This window comes from Microbacterium sp. HMWF026, assembly GCF_003061325.1.
Lineage (GTDB): Bacteria > Actinomycetota > Actinomycetes > Actinomycetales > Microbacteriaceae > Microbacterium > Microbacterium testaceum_E.
In genome coordinates this window covers 1-15,248 of record NZ_QAJB01000294.1, presented here as the reverse complement: position 1 = coordinate 15,248, position 15,248 = coordinate 1, and the positions used below count along the sequence as shown (strand labels likewise).

General features: G+C 70.5%; 17 protein-coding genes. 13 read left to right on the top strand and 4 right to left on the bottom strand.

What is annotated here, in order from left to right:
- Nucleotides 1–162: 162 nt before the first annotated feature.
- Together DBR36_RS11385 and DBR36_RS11380 are read right to left on the bottom strand one after the other, a co-directional pair.
- Nucleotides 163–693, bottom strand: a complete 531-nt coding sequence (locus DBR36_RS11385; protein WP_108319471.1) for a DUF4395 domain-containing protein — start codon at nt 691–693, stop codon at nt 163–165.
- Nucleotides 686–1,132, bottom strand: a complete 447-nt coding sequence (locus DBR36_RS11380; RefSeq protein WP_375136077.1) for a TlpA family protein disulfide reductase — start codon at nt 1,130–1,132, stop codon at nt 686–688. Before DBR36_RS11380 ends, DBR36_RS11385 begins: the two co-directional genes overlap by 8 nt.
- 181 nt (nt 1,133–1,313) lie before the next feature.
- On the opposite strand from DBR36_RS11380, the gene DBR36_RS11375 reads away from it, so the two are divergent.
- The 3 genes from DBR36_RS11375 to DBR36_RS11365 are packed head-to-tail and all read left to right on the top strand — an operon-like array spanning nt 1,314 to nt 3,374.
- On the top strand, nt 1,314–2,123 hold the full coding sequence (locus tag DBR36_RS11375; RefSeq protein WP_108319467.1) for a thymidylate synthase: 810 nt from the start codon (nt 1,314–1,316) through the stop codon (nt 2,121–2,123).
- Nucleotides 2,120–2,617, top strand: a complete 498-nt coding sequence (locus DBR36_RS11370; protein ID WP_108319465.1) for a dihydrofolate reductase — start codon at nt 2,120–2,122, stop codon at nt 2,615–2,617. Before DBR36_RS11375 ends, DBR36_RS11370 begins: the two co-directional genes overlap by 4 nt.
- 1 nt (nt 2,618) lies before the next feature.
- Nucleotides 2,619–3,374, top strand: coding sequence for an SDR family oxidoreductase (locus DBR36_RS11365; RefSeq protein ID WP_108319463.1), 756 nt, complete (start codon nt 2,619–2,621; stop codon nt 3,372–3,374).
- 12 nt (nt 3,375–3,386) lie between these two features.
- On the opposite strand, the gene DBR36_RS11360 is transcribed toward DBR36_RS11365, so the two are convergent.
- Nucleotides 3,387–3,923, bottom strand: coding sequence for an NUDIX hydrolase (locus DBR36_RS11360; protein WP_108319461.1), 537 nt, complete (start codon nt 3,921–3,923; stop codon nt 3,387–3,389).
- A gap of 99 nt (nt 3,924–4,022) precedes the next feature.
- On the opposite strand from DBR36_RS11360, the gene dapA reads away from it, so the two are divergent.
- The 10 genes from dapA to DBR36_RS11310 all read left to right on the top strand — a co-directional run bounded on the left by dapA (nt 4,023) and on the right by DBR36_RS11310 (nt 14,117).
- The gene (gene dapA / locus DBR36_RS11355; protein WP_056227377.1) at nt 4,023–5,000 is read left to right on the top strand and encodes a 4-hydroxy-tetrahydrodipicolinate synthase; all 978 of its coding nucleotides are present in this window, start codon (nt 4,023–4,025) and stop codon (nt 4,998–5,000) included.
- Nucleotides 5,001–5,104: 104 nt separating this feature from the next.
- Nucleotides 5,105–6,781 carry a ribonuclease J gene (locus tag DBR36_RS11350; protein ID WP_108319459.1) on the top strand — a complete coding sequence of 559 codons (1,677 nt, stop codon included), beginning with the start codon at nt 5,105–5,107 and terminating at the stop codon, nt 6,779–6,781.
- An 88-nt stretch (nt 6,782–6,869) separates the two neighbouring features.
- Nucleotides 6,870–7,361, top strand: a complete 492-nt coding sequence (locus DBR36_RS11345) for a GNAT family N-acetyltransferase (RefSeq protein ID WP_108319457.1) — start codon at nt 6,870–6,872, stop codon at nt 7,359–7,361.
- 50 nt (nt 7,362–7,411) lie between these two features.
- Nucleotides 7,412–10,129, top strand: coding sequence for a DNA translocase FtsK (locus DBR36_RS11340; protein ID WP_108319455.1), 2,718 nt, complete (start codon nt 7,412–7,414; stop codon nt 10,127–10,129).
- Nucleotides 10,129–10,716, top strand: a complete 588-nt coding sequence (gene pgsA, locus DBR36_RS11335) for a CDP-diacylglycerol--glycerol-3-phosphate 3-phosphatidyltransferase (RefSeq protein WP_108319453.1) — start codon at nt 10,129–10,131, stop codon at nt 10,714–10,716. The genes DBR36_RS11340 and pgsA overlap by 1 nt, the downstream gene beginning before the upstream one ends.
- Nucleotides 10,713–11,240, top strand: coding sequence for a CinA family protein (locus tag DBR36_RS11330; protein ID WP_108319451.1), 528 nt, complete (start codon nt 10,713–10,715; stop codon nt 11,238–11,240). The genes pgsA and DBR36_RS11330 overlap by 4 nt, the downstream gene beginning before the upstream one ends.
- Before the next feature lie 174 nt (nt 11,241–11,414).
- A complete protein-coding gene (locus tag DBR36_RS11325) occupies nt 11,415–11,723 on the top strand; it encodes a helix-turn-helix domain-containing protein (protein ID WP_108319449.1) in 309 nt (102 codons plus the stop codon).
- 11 nt (nt 11,724–11,734) lie between these two features.
- Nucleotides 11,735–11,959: a DUF3046 domain-containing protein gene (locus DBR36_RS11320; RefSeq protein ID WP_108319447.1), complete on the top strand. Its 225-nt coding sequence runs from the start codon at nt 11,735–11,737 to the stop codon at nt 11,957–11,959.
- A gap of 266 nt (nt 11,960–12,225) precedes the next feature.
- On the top strand, nt 12,226–13,281 hold the full coding sequence (gene recA, locus DBR36_RS11315) for a recombinase RecA (RefSeq protein ID WP_108319445.1): 1,056 nt from the start codon (nt 12,226–12,228) through the stop codon (nt 13,279–13,281).
- Between the two features lie 221 nt (nt 13,282–13,502).
- Nucleotides 13,503–14,117: a regulatory protein RecX gene (locus DBR36_RS11310; RefSeq protein ID WP_258222759.1), complete on the top strand. Its 615-nt coding sequence runs from the start codon at nt 13,503–13,505 to the stop codon at nt 14,115–14,117.
- A 182-nt stretch (nt 14,118–14,299) separates the two neighbouring features.
- Here the strand turns inward: DBR36_RS11310 and DBR36_RS11305 are convergent.
- Nucleotides 14,300–15,248, bottom strand: a 949-nt coding sequence (locus DBR36_RS11305; protein WP_146185333.1) for a helix-turn-helix transcriptional regulator, incomplete at its 5' end; no start/stop codon positions are given.

Sequence of the window (15,248 nt, the reverse complement as noted above, 5' to 3'; positions counted from 1 at the left end):
GATCCCTCGAACAGGCTGCCCTTCCAGGCGGTGGTGGCTTCGCTCGTGACGGCCATGGGAACCTCCGTTTGTCTCGGCGCGGTCAGGGGCGACCGCGACGCGGCCAGCCTAATCAGGCCCTCCGACACCCGCCGGGTCTTGACAGCCCGACCGCGACCGGGCTCAGGCGGCGGCGGGTCCCCGGCGCCCGACCAGGCCCGCACGCTGCAGCACGAGGTACAGCTGGCATCCCAGGCACAGTCCGAAGACGGCGTTGAGGAAGGCGGCCACGAAGGCCATCGCGGCGGCGATCGGCAGCGCCCACGGCACGCCGGCCAGGTGCAGCACGAGGCCGATCCCCGTGACGAACAGGCCCACGCCCTGGGCGAACCGCGGGGGGCGCGGGTCCTCGAACGCGGTCGGCGGGGCCAGGCGCGGCTGCACCGCGCGACGGTACAGCACGCCCCACGGGGCGGTGCGCGGAGCGGCGACGCCCCAGACGAACAGCAACGCGATGACGAGCACGAGCAGGAAGCCGGGGTCGGCGACGCGTTCCGCCACGGACGCGGCCGAAACGGACCATCCGCCGACGGCGTCCTGGCGCTGCGTCGAGACGCCGATCAGACTCAGCAGGGTCGCGACGAGCAGGAGGACGGCGGTGATGGATGCCGCGAAGCGCGGGCCGCGCGCGTCGATGCGGGAGACGTCAGCCACGGGTGGACTCCTTCTGCAGGGTGTCGAGTTCGAGTTCGACGACGGCGCGACCCGGCGTGCCGCCGAAGCGGGTGCGGACGACGCCGCGGCGGTCGAGGACGAGCGTCGTGGGGGTCTGCAGCACCCGGAAGTGCTGCGCGATGTCGGGGCGGTGCGTCAGGTCGACGTCGAGGTGGCGGACGCCCTCTCGCGCGTCGGCGACCTCGGACAGCATGCGGTGCACACCGGGGCAGCGCGAGCACATCTCGGTGCTGAACTGCAGCAGGGTCGCCTCATCGCCCAGGGCATCGGCGCCGAGGCGGCGGGGGTCGACGACCTCGGCGGAGTCGACGGTGCGCGCGCGTCCCTGGCGTCGGCGCGCCACCAGACCGGCGGCCGTCGAGATGACGACGAGCGCCGCGATCGCGAGGAGGGCGAGGGTCGGGTCCACGACGAGCAAGGCTAATGCGCGTGGATGGATCGCGGGCCCATGAGTCTCTGCATGACGCGATCGCCCAGGATCCTCTCGGCGCGGACTCAGCGGCATCCGGCGCGAGCACGGTTCCTCCCCAGGGGCGGCGGCGCCCCGCGGGCTGGTCTCGCCCCCCGGTCCTCGTGCAGCGGCGGGTATCGTGAAGCGCGTGACCGCCGCCATCTCGACGCCCTACGAAGACCTGCTCCGCGACGTCCTCGCCGCGGGCGTGCACAAGTCCGATCGCACCGGAACGGGCACGACGAGCGTGTTCGGCCGCCAGATCCGTTTCGATCTCGCCGAGGGCTTCCCCCTCATCACGACCAAGCGCGTGCACCTCAAGTCGATCGTCTACGAACTGCTGTGGTTCCTGCGCGGCGAGTCGAACGTCGCCTGGCTGCAGCAGAACGGCGTGAGCATCTGGGACGAGTGGGCCGACGCCGACGGCGAGCTCGGTCCCGTCTACGGCGTGCAGTGGCGTTCATGGCCCACCGCCGACGGCGGCACGATCGATCAGATCGCGCAGGTCGTCGAGCAGATCCGCCGCGACCCCGACTCGCGCCGCCTGATCGTGTCGGCGTGGAACCCCGCCGACATCCCCGACATGGCCCTCGCCCCGTGCCACGCGCTCTTCCAGTTCTACGTCGCGGACGGCAAGCTGTCGTGCCAGCTCTACCAGCGCAGCGCCGACATGTTCCTCGGGGTGCCCTTCAACATCGCCTCGTACGCGCTGCTGACACTGATGATCGCGCAGCAGACGGGTCTCGAACCGGGCGAGTTCGTGTGGACCGGCGGCGACTGCCACGTCTACGACAACCACCGAGAGCAGGTCGCCGAGCAGCTCTCGCGCGAGCCGTTCCCGTACCCCACGCTGCGTTTCGCGCGGACGCCCGCGTCGATCTTCGACTACACCTTCGACGACATCGTGGTCGAGGGGTATCAGCACCACCCGGCCATCCGCGCGGCCGTCGCGGTATGACCGCGGTCGGGCTCATCTGGGCCGAAGCGCGCGGGGGCGTCATCGGGGCCGATGGCGGGATGCCGTGGCACGTCCCCGAAGACCTGGCCCACTTCCGTGCGGTCACCGGCGCGCACGACGTCGTCATGGGGCGCCGCACGTGGGAGTCCCTGCCGCCGCGCTTCCGTCCCCTCCCGGGACGCCGCAACATCGTCGTGACCCGCTCCGAGACCTGGACCGACACCGGCGCCGAACGGGCCGGCTCGCTCGACGAGGCCCTTGCCCTGGCCGACGGCGCCGAGGTGTGGGTGATCGGTGGGGGGATGCTCTACGCCGAGGCGATCCACCTCGCCGACGTGCTCGAGGTGACCCGCCTCGATCTCGAGGTCGCGGGTGACACCCACGCCCCCTCGACCGACGGGTGGCGCCTCGCCGCCGCCGAGCCCGACACGGGATGGCAGGCGTCGCGCGACGGCATCCGCTACCGCTTCGAGACGTACCGGCGAGAGGACTGACATGTCGCGCACGGCAGTGATCACCGGGGCGAGCTCGGGGCTCGGTGCGGAGTTCGCGCGACAGCTCGCCGCGCGCGGCGCCGATGTGGTCCTCGTCGCCCGCGACCGCGCGGCCCTCGAGACCGTCGCCGCGGACATCCGCGCCCGCCACGGCCGCGAGGTCGAGGTACTGGTCGCCGATCTGCTCGACGCCGAGGCGCTCGCCGCGGTCGAGGCCCGGGTGGCGAGCGGTATCGACGTGCTGGTCAACAACGCCGGTTTCGGTCTCGACCTCGATTTCGCGTCCACCCCGATCGACGACGAGGTGCGCCACCTGCGCCTGCACGTCGAGGTCGCGATGCGCCTCGCCCACGCGGCCCTGCCGGCGATGCTCGAGCGGGGGAGCGGTCGCATCGTGAACGTCGCCTCGGTGGCCGGGTTCGTCCCGCGCGGCACCTACGGCGCGGCCAAGGGCTGGCTCATCTCGTTCAGCCGCTGGGCCAACGTCGCCTACGGCCCCCGCGGCGTCACCGTGACGGCCGTGTGTCCGGGGTTCGTGCACACCGACTTCCACGCGCGACTCGGCCTTCCGCCGGGCCGCGAGGGCGTGCCCGACCGCATGTGGCTCGACGCGGGCACCGTCGTGCGCGAGGGTCTGCGCGACGCCGCGCGCGGACGCTCCGTCTCGGTGCCGTCGTGGCGCTACAAGGCGCTGGTGGCGGGCTCCCGACTGCTCCCCGACGCGCTGGTCGTCCGCGCGGCCGCGCGCGGCCGCTGACGACGGCGTCGATCAGCGGAAGCGACCCAGCCGGATCCCCGCCAGGGCGAGGGCCCCGATCGTCTCGCCGTCGGTGATCCGCCCCTCGGCGACGAGCGCGAGCGCGTCCGCGAAGGGGATCCAGCGCACGGCGTCGATCCCCTCCTCGTGCTGTGATGCGGTGGCATCCGTCATGGTCAGTCCCCGGGCGAGGAAGACGTGCTCGGGTGCGTCCGCGATCCCGTTGAGGGCGTTCATGCGTCCCAGGTCCTGCCATTCGGATGCTGTGACCCCCGCTTCCTCGAGAAGCTCGCGCTTCGCCGCCACCAGGGGATCCTCGCCATCCGACCCGCCGGCCGGCACCTCCAGCGAGCGCCCCGTCGTGTACCGCTCGAGCTCGACGAAGCAGATGCGCTCGGCATCGTCGAGCGCGACGACGAACACGGCGGGGTGCTGCATCCGCACGACGCCGTAGATCCCGTCGCCGTGCGGGCCGGTCACCTCGTCCTCGCGCACGTGGATCCAGCGGTTCTCGTACACGGTGCGCGTCGCGCGCGTGGTCCAGCTCATCTCGCCACCCTAGGACCCCCGCGTCGCGGGTCACGCATTGTTCACCGTCGACTCCCGCCATGCCCGGGAGGGCGCGCCGTGAACCGATAGCCTGGAGGCATGACGCACTCCGGCAATCCCTTCGGTCAGGTGCTCGTCGCGCTCATCACCCCGATGACCGCCGACGGCGAAGTCGATTGGCCCGCCACCGAGAAGCACATCGACGACGTCATCACGGCCGGTGCCGACGGCATCGTGGTGACCGGTACCACGGGCGAGACCTCGACCCTCACCGACCCCGAGAAGCTGCGTCTGGTCGAGGTCGGAAAGAGCGTGTCGGCCGGCCGCGCCAAGATCATCACCGGCGGTGGCTCGAACGAGACCGCGCACGCGATCGAGCTGTACAAGGCCAGCGAGAAGGCCGGGGCCGACGGCATCATGATCGTCACGCCCTACTACAACAAGCCGACCCAGGCCGGCATCCTGACCCATTTCCGTCTCGTCGCCGACGCCACCGACCTGCCGGTGATCCTGTACGACATCCCCGGCCGCACCGGCGTGCCCATCAAGTACGAGACGATCCTGCGCCTGGCCAAGCACCCCAACATCCTCGCGATCAAAGACGCCAAGGGTGATTTCAGCGAGGTCAGCCGCGTTCTCAACCAGACCGACCTGATGTATTTCTCGGGCGACGACGCCAACGTGCTGCCGCACCTGTCGATCGGGGCGTCCGGACTCATCGGCGTGACCGCGAACATCGCCGCCGCGCCCTACCGCACGATCGTGGATGCCGTGAACTCCGGCGACCTGGCCTCGGCCACCGCCGCGCACAAGGGCCTCGAGCCGCTCGTGCGCGCCGTCATGACGCACGTGCCCGGCACGGTTGCGGCCAAGTACATCCTGCACGGCCTCGGCCGCATCGGCAGCCCCCGCGTCCGCCTGCCCCTGGTCGGGCCGGAGGAGTGGGAGGCCGCCGTCATCGAAGACGAACTGGCCCTCGTGAAGAACGTGGCCGGCGCCGACTTCTCCAACTTCCGCCCCGACCGCAACGCGGCCGCCGGCGGTGCCCTGCCGAAGGTGCACGGCACGACGAGATAAGCATCGGCGTCCGCCGATCCGCGGCCCGGGACGCCACACCACAGGATGCCGTCACCGGCATCCGAGAGAAGGGATGCCGTGAACCGGCGTCCGAGGAGGCTCGAATGCCCACTACCCCCTACGATCCGCCCGCTCTCGCCGCCGGCACCCTCCGCGTCATCCCGCTCGGCGGCCTCGGCGAGGTCGGTCGCAACATGACCGTCTTTGAGTACGACGGCAAGCTGCTCGTCGTCGACTGCGGCGTGCTGTTCCCCGAGGAGCACCAGCCGGGCGTCGACCTGATCCTGCCCGACTTCGAGCCGATCCGGCACCGCCTCGACGACATCGTCGGCGTCGTGCTCACGCACGGTCACGAGGACCACATCGGCGCTGTCCCGTACCTGCTCAAGCTCAAGGGCGACATCCCCCTCATCGGTTCGGGCCTCACGCTGGCCCTCATCGAGGCCAAGCTCAAAGAGCACCGCATCCGCCCCTACACGCTCACCGTGGCCGAGGGGCAGCGCGAGCAGGTCGGACCGTTCGATCTCGAGTTCGTGGCCGTCAACCACTCCATCCCCGACGCCCTCGCCGTGGCGATCCGCACGCCCGCGGGCCTCGTGCTGGCCACCGGCGACTTCAAGATGGACCAGCTGCCGCTCGACGGACGCATCACCGACCTGCGCGCGTTCGCCCGCCTCGGCGAAGAGGGCGTCGACCTGTTCCTCGTGGACTCCACGAACGCGGACGTCCCCGGCTTCACCCCCACCGAGCGCGGGATCGGCCCGGTGCTCGACCAGGTGATCGCCAAGGCGCCGCGACGCGTGGTCGTGGCCAGCTTCTCGAGCCACGTGCACCGCGTGCAGCAGGTGCTCGATGCCGCGCACGCGAACGGGCGTCGCGTGGCGCTGCTCGGCCGCAGCATGGTGCGCAACATGGGGATCGCGGCCGACCTGGGCTACCTCAACGTGCCCGACGGCGTTCTCATCGACTACAAGAAGGCGCGCGACCTGCCCGACGACAAGATCGTCTACATGTCGACCGGGTCGCAGGGCGAGCCGATGGCGGTCCTGAGCCGCATGGCCAACCTCGACCACGCGATCGAGCCGGGTGAGGGCGACACGATCATCCTGGCGTCCAGCCAGATCCCCGGCAACGAGAACGCGATCTACCGCGTGATCGACGGTCTCACCAAGCTCGGCGCGACCGTCGTGCACAAGGGCAACGCCAAGGTGCACGTCTCGGGTCACGCCGCGGCGGGCGAGCTGCTGTACTGCTACAACATCCTCAAGCCCAAGAACGTCCTGCCCGTGCACGGCGAGTACCGCCACCTCATGGCGAACGCCAAGCTCGCGCGCGAGACCGGCATCCCCGAGAAGAACACGATCCTCGGCGAGAACGGCACCGTCGTCGACCTGCGCGACGGCGTCGCCGAGGTCGTCGGCCAGGTCGACATCGGCTTCGTCTACGTCGACGGCTCGTCGGTGGGAGAGATCACGGATGCCGACCTCAAGGACCGCCGGATCCTCGGCGAAGAGGGGTTCATCTCGGTGATCGTCGTCGTCGACTCGGCCACCGGCAAGATCGTTTCGGGACCCGAGATCCACGCTCGCGGCTTCGCCGAGGACGACAAGGTCTTCGACAGCGTCAAGCCGAAGATCGCCGCGGCGCTCACCGAGGCCGCCTCCTCGGGCGTGCGCGACAACCACGCGCTGTCGCAGGTCGTGCGTCGCACGATCGGTCGGTGGGTCAACCAGTCGCTGCGTCGTCGTCCGATGATCGTGCCCCTGGTGATCGAGGCCTGAGTCCCTCCACGAAGCGCCGCGGGTCCGCCCGCGGCGCTTCGTCGTCCCCGGGCCCGCGACCCGGCGCGCGGATCGCTATCATGCGGGCATGTCCGCTCTCCCGATCCGCGCGGCTGTCCGATCCGACGGAGCCTTCCTCGCCGACATGACGGTCGAAGCCGCGACCTGGCGCGCGGGGGCCGTACGTCCGCGCCACGAGGTGCTCAGCAGTCCCGAGCACAGCCGTTACATCGCCGGCTGGATGCGGCCGGGCGACGCGGGCTTCGTCGCGGAGTCGCCCACGGGGGAGCCCGTCGGTGCCGCCTGGTACCGCATGCTCCCTCGCGACGAGCCGGGGTTCGGCTGGGTGGGCACGGGCGTGCCGGAGCTCATCATCGGGGTAAGGCCCGTCTGGCGCGCGCACGGGACCGGGCGGGCGCTGCTGCAGCGTCTGGTGGACCACGCGCGCTCGCAGGGCTACGCCCGGATCAGTCTGAGCGTCGAGCGCGACAACTACGCGGTGTCGCTGTATCGCTCCGAGGGCTTCGCGGTGGTGCGACGGGGGATCGGGCGCGACGCGATGGTCAAGCGACTGCGCTGAATCCCGCGTCGGTCCGCGCGAATGTCGGCGGTCCCGCCTACCGTGGAGGAATGGCCCGTACCTCGTCACCGTCCGGCGGTCGCGCCCCCGCGAAGGGGTCGACGCGATCCAAGGCCTCGACCCCGGCGCCCAAGCGCTACGTCGACGAGCCCGAGAAGCCCCCGGTCGCCGTCCGGGCGTGGATGGCGGTCGCCCACGGGGTGGGCGGCATGTTCCGGGCCTTCGGTCCCGAGACGCTCGAGCGCGAGCAGCGCCGTGACGGCTTCCCGTTCTTCCTCGTGGTCCTCGCCGTGCTCGGTGCCGTCGTGGAGTGGTTCTTCATCGGGACGGATGCCGCCGCCCTCATCAGCGCGTACAGTTTCGGTGCCCTGGTGGGCCGGGTGGCCTTCGTGCTGCCCGTCCTGCTGCTCCTCTTGGCCGGGTGGTTGTTCCGGCACCCGGCGTCCGTGCACGACAACGGGCGCGTGGGCATCGGTTTCGGCCTGTTCGTGGTGACGGTCGCGGGCTTCTGCCACGTCGCGAACGGCAGCCCCGCGCCGAACGAGGGTCTCCCCGTGCTCAGCCTCGCCGGCGGTATCTCGGGGTGGATCCTCGGTGAGCCGCTCGCGACGGTGCTCACCGACATCGGGGCCTATGTCGCGCTGTCGATCCTCGCCGCGCTGAGCGTCCTGATCCTCACCAAGACCCCGCCCAACCGCATCGGACGGCGACTCGGAGACCTCTACGCGTGGATGTTCGGAGCGGAACGCGTCGAGCGGCCCGACCCGGCCACCAAGGTCCTGCCGGCCGACGACGATGACGACGCGGGCGAGAAGTCGCTGCCGTGGTGGCGACGCAACAAGACGGGTCGAGAAGAGGAGTCCGACGGCTCGCTCGGCTCCCACGACCTCACCGAGTTGCTCTCTCCCGGGACGCCCCAGGGTGGTTTCGAATCTCCCGTCGTGGCGCCCGAACCGGTGGCCAAGCCCGCCGCGGTCACGCCCCCGCCCTTGCCCTCCGCACCCGCGTCCGAGGCGCTCACCGAGGTGTTCGACGCGCGTGCCCTGGCCGGAGCCGCGGCCGGACGCGGTCTGCACGACGACTCTCCTCTCCTCGACGCCGACGACGCCGACGACCTGCCCGGCATCTCGGGTCTGGGCGGCGACCACGCCGGAGCGCCACCGGCCGCGAACTACCGCCTGCCCTCGGTGACGGCCCTCGCGGCGGGCACGCCGCCCAAGGCGCGATCCGCCGCCAACGACGCGGTGGTCGCGGCGATCGAGAGCGTGATGCAGCAGTTCAAGGTCGACGCGCGCGTGACCGGATTCTCGCGCGGACCGACCGTGACGCAGTACGAGATCGAGGTCGGCCCGGGCGTGAAGGTCGAGCGCATCACCGCGCTCACGAACAACATCGCCTACGCGGTGGCCTCGAATGAGGTGCGCATCCTCGCGCCCATCCCCGGCAAGAGCGCGATCGGCGTCGAAATCCCCAACGCCGACCGCGAGATCGTGACGCTGGGCGACATCCTGCGCTCCGAGGCCGCGACGTCGTCGACCCACCCGATGACGATCGGCGTGGGCAAGGACGTGGGCGGTGGCTTCGTCGTCGCCAACCTGGCGAAGATGCCCCACCTGCTGGTGGCCGGTTCGACCGGTTCCGGTAAGTCGAGCTTCGTCAACTCGATGATCACGAGCCTGCTCATGAGGGCGAAGCCGTCCGACGTGCGCATGGTGCTGATCGACCCCAAGCGCGTGGAGCTGACCTCGTACGCGGGCGTCCCGCACCTGATCACCCCCATCATCACGAACCCCAAGAAGGCCGCCGAGGCACTCCAGTGGGTCGTCAAAGAGATGGACATGCGGTACGACGACCTCGCGTCGTTCGGGTTCCGCCATATCGACGACTTCAACAGGGCCGTCGTCGCGGGTGAGCTGCAGCTGCCGGCCGGCAGCGAACGCGTGCTCAAGCCCTACCCGTACCTGCTCGTCGTGGTCGACGAGCTCGCCGACCTCATGATGGTCGCCCCGCGCGACGTCGAGGACTCGATCGTGCGCATCACACAGCTCGCGCGCGCCAGCGGCATCCACCTCGTCCTGGCGACGCAGCGCCCGTCGGTCGACGTCGTCACCGGTCTGATCAAGGCGAACGTGCCCTCGCGCCTCGCCTTCGCCGTGACGAGCGTCACGGACTCCCGCGTCATCCTCGATCAGCCCGGTGCCGACCGCCTGATCGGACAGGGCGACGGTCTGTTCCTCCCGATGGGCGCGTCCAAGGCGCTTCGCGTGCAGGGGGCCTGGGTCAGCGAGCAGGAGATCGAGAAGGTCGTCGCGCACGTCACCCAGCAGGCGCGACCCGAGTACCGGTCGGACGTCCAGGCCGCGGCCGAGAAGAAAGAGATCGACGCCGACATCGGGGACGACCTCGAGCTGCTCCTCGCGGCCGCCGAGCTCGTCGTCTCGACGCAGTTCGGCTCGACCTCGATGCTGCAGCGCAAACTGCGCGTCGGTTTCGCCAAGGCGGGCCGACTGATGGACCTGCTCGAATCGCGCGAGATCGTCGGACCCTCCGAGGGATCGAAGGCCCGCGACGTGCTCGTCACCAACGAGCAGCTGCCGGCCGTGATGGCCCGCCTGCGCGGGGACGATGCACCGCCGGCAGCCGCGGCGGCGGACGACGACCGGTACGGCGAGGACCCGATCGAGGCGCAGTTCGACGGTCTGCCCGTCGTGAACGCGGATGACGACGAGGGTTCCGAAGACGCCTGGCAGCTGACGGGACGCGACTGATGGCCGTTCACCCCCAGTTGCCCAATGCGATCACCATCGCGCGCATCCTCTGCGCGCCGGTGTTCCTGTGGTTGCTCCTCGCCGATGCGGGCGTCGGCGGCGGACTGCGCTGGGCCGCGGCGGTGCTCTTCATCGTCGCGATCGCGACGGACGGGGTCGACGGCTACATCGCCCGTCGCTACCGGATCGTGAGCGACCTGGGCAAGCTCCTCGACCCCATCGCCGACAAGGCCCTCACGGGTGTGGCGTTCATCGGACTGTCGATCCTCGGTGAGCTGCCGTGGCCGATCACCATCGTGGTGCTGGTCCGCGAGATCGGCATCACGGTGTACCGCTTCATCGTCGTCAGCGACCACGTGCTGGCGGCGGCGTGGATGGGCAAGCTCAAGACGGTGTTCCAGGCCATCGCGCTCTCGATCGCCCTCCTCCCGCTCGCCGGCCTCTCGGACGCCCCCGCGTGGCAGGCCGGTGTCTGGTGGGCGGGCGTCGTCACCATGACCATCGCGGTCGTGCTGACGATCGCCTCCGGCATCGACTACGTGGTCACCGAGGCTCGCGCCGCGCGCAGGAGTCGAGGCGCGCGATGATCGACGGCATCCCCGAGGATCTCGACAAGACGCTCGTGCGCACGCCGCGCGAGAGTGCGGCGCTGCTCCTGGACCGGCTCGTCGAGTTGGGCTGGACGGTCGCCGTCGCCGAGTCGCTCACGGGCGGTCTCGTCGTGTCGTCCCTCGTCGACGTCCCGGGTGCCTCGCGAGCGGTCCGCGGGGGAGTGGTGGCCTACGCCACCGACCTCAAGCACGGCGTGCTCGGCGTCGATCAGGCGCTCCTCGACGCCCACGGCGCCGTCAACCCCCGCGTGGCCCGGCAGATGGCGCGGGGCGTGCGCGACGTGCTCGGTCGCGACGGCCTCGCCGCCGACGTCGGGATCGCCACCACCGGCGTGGCCGGCCCCGACGAGCAGGACGGTCAACCCGTGGGCACGGTGCACATCGCCGTCTCGACCCCTCTGGGAACCCGGGTCGATTCGCTGGTGATCGCCGGCGACCGGGAGCGCATCCGGCGCGAGACGGCCCATCTCGCGATCCGACGAGCCCTCGCGGCCCTCTGATACTTCGACGCCGAAGTGTTCCGGTCCGAAAGAGGGGAACAAATGATGACACATCCCGGTTTCGTTCTGCGATTCCCATCCGGTGCTCAGCGCGCGGCATTAGGGTGACCACAGACGGTGTTTCACAGTTGTCCAACCGGACACGACGGAATCAGCAGTGAGGAGGGCCCCCAAATGATCCTGGTTCGTCAAGAGATCGGCGAAGTCCTGCGTGACCTCCGCCAGCAGAAGGGTCGTACCCTCCGCCAGGTCGCAAGCCGGGCGAGCGTCGCCCTGGGCTACCTCAGCGAGGTCGAGCGCGGTCAGAAAGAAGCGTCCAGCGAGATCCTCGCGTCGGTCGCCGAGGCACTCGACGTGCCCATCTCGACCATCATGCGTCAGGTCGGCGACCGTCTCTCGGTCCTCGAGGGACTGCAGACCTTCCCCGACGTCGTCCCCGACGAGCTCGTCGCGGCCGTCGAGCCCGAGCTCTCGCTGCGCTGAGTCGCGCCTCGATGCGTCGAAGCGAATTCGACCGTGCTGTCGCCGACGAGTTCGGTGCGCGCGGAGGATCCCTGTTGACCGACCTCGTGCTGTCCGCCGTGGGCGGGCGGACGAGTGCCGACGCCCTCGCGGCGGGTGTCGACCCGCGCGATGTCTGGCTCGCGCTGTGCGCGGAGACCGACGTCCCCGAGAACAGGCGATACGGCGTGGGCCGCCTGGAGCCGCGCCGCTCCTGAGTGCGCCGGCGTCCCGTGTTTCGGTAGTCGCGGACATCCTTCCGGCGTGTCGTCGAATCTTCGTTCGATTCGGGCGTAGTGTCCTTCACAGCAGAGTTTCCGCGGCATCCATCCCCATCCGGGGGAGCCTCCGAGCCCAATGTCGGAGGTCCTCCCTAACGTGGGAAACGTCGAACGACACTCTGAACGCCTTGTCGGGCACCGCCACCGTCGGTGGGGCCGCGACAGCCTATAGGCGACCGGAACGCGAGCAGAAAGAAGATGTCATGCCCTCACCCGCAGACCGCGAGAAGGCCCTCGAATCGGCCCTTGCCCAGATCGACCGTCAGTTCGGAAAGGGCTCGGTCATGCGACTGGGCAGCGACGACCGTGCGCCGATCGAGACAATCCCCACCGGCTCCGTCGCCCTCGACGTGGCCCTCGGCATCGGCGGTCTTCCCCGCGGCCGCATCATCGAGATCTACGGCCCGGAGTCGTCGGGTAAGACCACGCTGACGCTCCATGCGATCGCCAACGCCCAGCGCGCCGGCGGCATCGCCGCGTTCATCGACGCCGAGCACGCCCTCGACCCCGAGTACGCCAAGAAGCTCGGCGTCGACATCGACGCTCTGCTGGTGTCGCAGCCCGACACCGGTGAGCAGGCGCTCGAGATCGCCGACATGCTCATCCGTTCCGGTGCGATCGACCTCGTCGTCATCGACTCCGTCGCCGCCCTCGTCCCCGAGGCCGAGATCAAGGGTGAGATGGGCGACTCGCACGTCGGCCTCCAGGCGCGTCTGATGTCGCAGGCCCTGCGCAAGCTCACCGGTGGCCTCAACACCACGAAGACCACGGCGATCTTCATCAACCAGCTCCGCGAGAAGATCGGTGTCTTCTTCGGTTCGCCCGAGACCACCGCCGGTGGAAAGGCGCTGAAGTTCTACGCGTCGGTTCGACTCGACATCCGCCGCATCGAGACGCTGAAAGACGGTACCGAGGCCGTCGGCAACCGCACGCGCGTCAAGGTCGTCAAGAACAAGATGGCACCGCCCTTCAAGCAGGCCGAGTTCGACATCCTCTACGGCGTCGGTATCTCGCGCGAGGGCAGCCTGATCGACTTCGGTGTGGAGCACGCCATCGTCAAGAAGTCGGGCGCGTGGTACACCTACGAGGGCGAGCAGCTCGGTCAGGGTAAGGAGAACGCGCGCAACTTCCTCATCAAGAACCCCGACATCGCGGCCGAGATCGAGTCGAAGATCAAGACCAAGCTCGGCATCGGCGGAGCCGGCGCAGCCGCTGCCCCCGCGGCTGACGACGAGCTGGCCGCGCGTCGCCCGGCCTGATGGCAGCAGACGACGGTCGTGGCCGTCACGCCGGCGCCACGCCGGGTGACGGCCACGACGGCCTCGCTCCCGTCATCCCGCTCTTCGGTGACCGTCCCGGACGGGCTTCGACGCCGGCATCGGCGTCACGCGGGAATGCGGGCACACGGGCGCGATCGTCCGCCGACCACTCGGACGCGGACGACTGGCACCCGCCGGTTGCCTCCGGTCGACGGACCCGTGTGCTGGAGCCCGTCGAGGTCGGGTCCTCCTCTGACGAGCAGGACGGTGCGTCCGACGACGCCCGGCCGAGCGATGAGCCGTCGGCAGAGCAGGTGCGAGACGACGCCGAGGCGGTTCTTCTGCGAAAGCTGCGGTCGCGGTCCTTGTCGCTCAGCGAAGCGCGGACGGTGCTGCGCGGTGTCGAGGGCGTCGACGAGATCATCTGCGACGAACTCATCGACCGGTTCGTCGACCTGGGCTATCTCGACGATGTCACGTTCGCCGAGCAGCTGGTGATGTCGGCGATGGACAAGCGCGGAGAGGGCCGTCGAGCCGTCGCTGAGACGTTGCGCAAGAGAGGCATCCCCCGCGATGTCGCCGAGGCGGCCCTCGCGGCACTGCCCGACGACGACGCCGAGCGTGCGCTGGACTTCGCAAGATCGAAGATCCGGGGGGTCCAGGGCGCCGAGTACGACGCCGCCCTGCGACGGCTCTCCGGTCAGCTGGCCCGCCGCGGGTACCCCTCGTCGGTGGCGCTCACCGCCGCCCGGACGGCGCTCAGCGAGGCGGGCATCGGGCGCTCCCGGTCATCCGCGCGGCCCGCGTCGGGTGTCCGGTTCACGCCGGACGACTGAGCGCGCGCAGGACCCCAGGCCGGATCCGCGCTCGGTCGGTCCACACCGAAGAGTGGGTGCGCGCGCAGGACCCCCGGCCGGATCCGCGCACGGTGGGTCCACACCGGAGCGTCGGTACGCGCGGATTTGCACGGACGCGGTCGTCCCGACCGGTGTGCGCGACGGCGCTCGTCGTCCTCCGCTCAGTGCGGGGGAGTCCGCACAGCCCGTCCCGGACCTACGGGGTCGTCGATGTCCCGTGAACGTGCGCCCCCCGTGGCCTCGCCCCGACGGGTTGCGCCGGCCGCCACGAGGCGTCCCAGTTCGCGCCGCGATGCGGCGCCCACCTTCATCCGCGCCTGATAGACGTGCGACTCGACGGTTCGGATCGACAGGAACAGACGCGTCGCGATCTCGCGGTTGGTGAGCCCCTCGTTCGCCATCAGGGCGATCTCCCTCTCGCGGGCGGTGAGCTCCTCGCCGCCGTCGCTGCCGTCACCGCGCAGAGACAACCGGGCGACCGGCGCGGCGGGGCTGACGGCGTGGTCGGTGCCGTTCGACCACAGGGTGTGCAGGCGCAGCTCGTCTACGAGCGTGTCGTCGTCGTCGTGGGGGCGTGCCGCAGCGCGGCGCACGGCCTCGGCAGCGATCGGCAGATCGGTGGTCGCGGCGAGCTGCACGAGCTCGTCGATCTCGTCCTGCAGTGCGGCGTTGAGGGTGACCAGTCGGAACAGATCGCGGATGCGCAACGCGGCGGCGGTGGTGCCGCGCGTCAGGTCTGCCGCGGCGCGCGCCGTCTCGCGGGCGGCGTCGTGTCGGCCCTCTGCCACCCGCACGGTGGTTTGCACGTACAACCGGCTTCGTTGCACGAGGGCGGCACCGCGATCGTCCACCTGCGCGATGATCGCGCGCGCCTCGTCGAGGCGTCCCGCGAGGGCGAGCTCCTCGGCGACGCCGAGCTCGATCATCGCCGTCGACATGGCGGCGACGGCCGCGGGCTCCCGCGACAGCGCCGAGGTGAGCTCTCGGGCGGACTCGAGGGGGCGCCCCGCGCCGGCGTAGGCGATCGCCCCCGCCGCCCCGGCGAGGGTGAGCTCGGCCGACTCGCCCTCGCGCGCGGTCGTCGCGACCTCGGCGTTGAGGCGCTCGCGC

What these genes read in the sequence shown, in the direction of transcription:
- DBR36_RS11330 (WP_108319451.1), top strand. Translation starts at nt 10,713, where the DNA reads ATGATCGACGGCATCCCCGAGGATCTCGACAAGACGCTCGTGCGCACG.
- DBR36_RS11350 (WP_108319459.1), top strand. Translation starts at nt 5,105, where the DNA reads ATGCCCACTACCCCCTACGATCCGCCCGCTCTCGCCGCCGGCACCCTC.
- DBR36_RS11340 (WP_108319455.1), top strand. Translation starts at nt 7,412, where the DNA reads ATGGCCCGTACCTCGTCACCGTCCGGCGGTCGCGCCCCCGCGAAGGGG.
- DBR36_RS11365 (WP_108319463.1), top strand. Translation starts at nt 2,619, where the DNA reads ATGTCGCGCACGGCAGTGATCACCGGGGCGAGCTCGGGGCTCGGTGCG.
- DBR36_RS11360 (WP_108319461.1), bottom strand. Translation starts at nt 3,923, where the DNA reads ATGAGCTGGACCACGCGCGCGACGCGCACCGTGTACGAGAACCGCTGG.
- DBR36_RS11320 (WP_108319447.1), top strand. Translation starts at nt 11,735, where the DNA reads ATGCGTCGAAGCGAATTCGACCGTGCTGTCGCCGACGAGTTCGGTGCG.
- pgsA (WP_108319453.1), top strand. Translation starts at nt 10,129, where the DNA reads ATGGCCGTTCACCCCCAGTTGCCCAATGCGATCACCATCGCGCGCATC.
- DBR36_RS11345 (WP_108319457.1), top strand. Translation starts at nt 6,870, where the DNA reads ATGTCCGCTCTCCCGATCCGCGCGGCTGTCCGATCCGACGGAGCCTTC.
- DBR36_RS11370 (WP_108319465.1), top strand. Translation starts at nt 2,120, where the DNA reads ATGACCGCGGTCGGGCTCATCTGGGCCGAAGCGCGCGGGGGCGTCATC.
- DBR36_RS11325 (WP_108319449.1), top strand. Translation starts at nt 11,415, where the DNA reads ATGATCCTGGTTCGTCAAGAGATCGGCGAAGTCCTGCGTGACCTCCGC.
- dapA (WP_056227377.1), top strand. Translation starts at nt 4,023, where the DNA reads ATGACGCACTCCGGCAATCCCTTCGGTCAGGTGCTCGTCGCGCTCATC.
- recA (WP_108319445.1), top strand. Translation starts at nt 12,226, where the DNA reads ATGCCCTCACCCGCAGACCGCGAGAAGGCCCTCGAATCGGCCCTTGCC.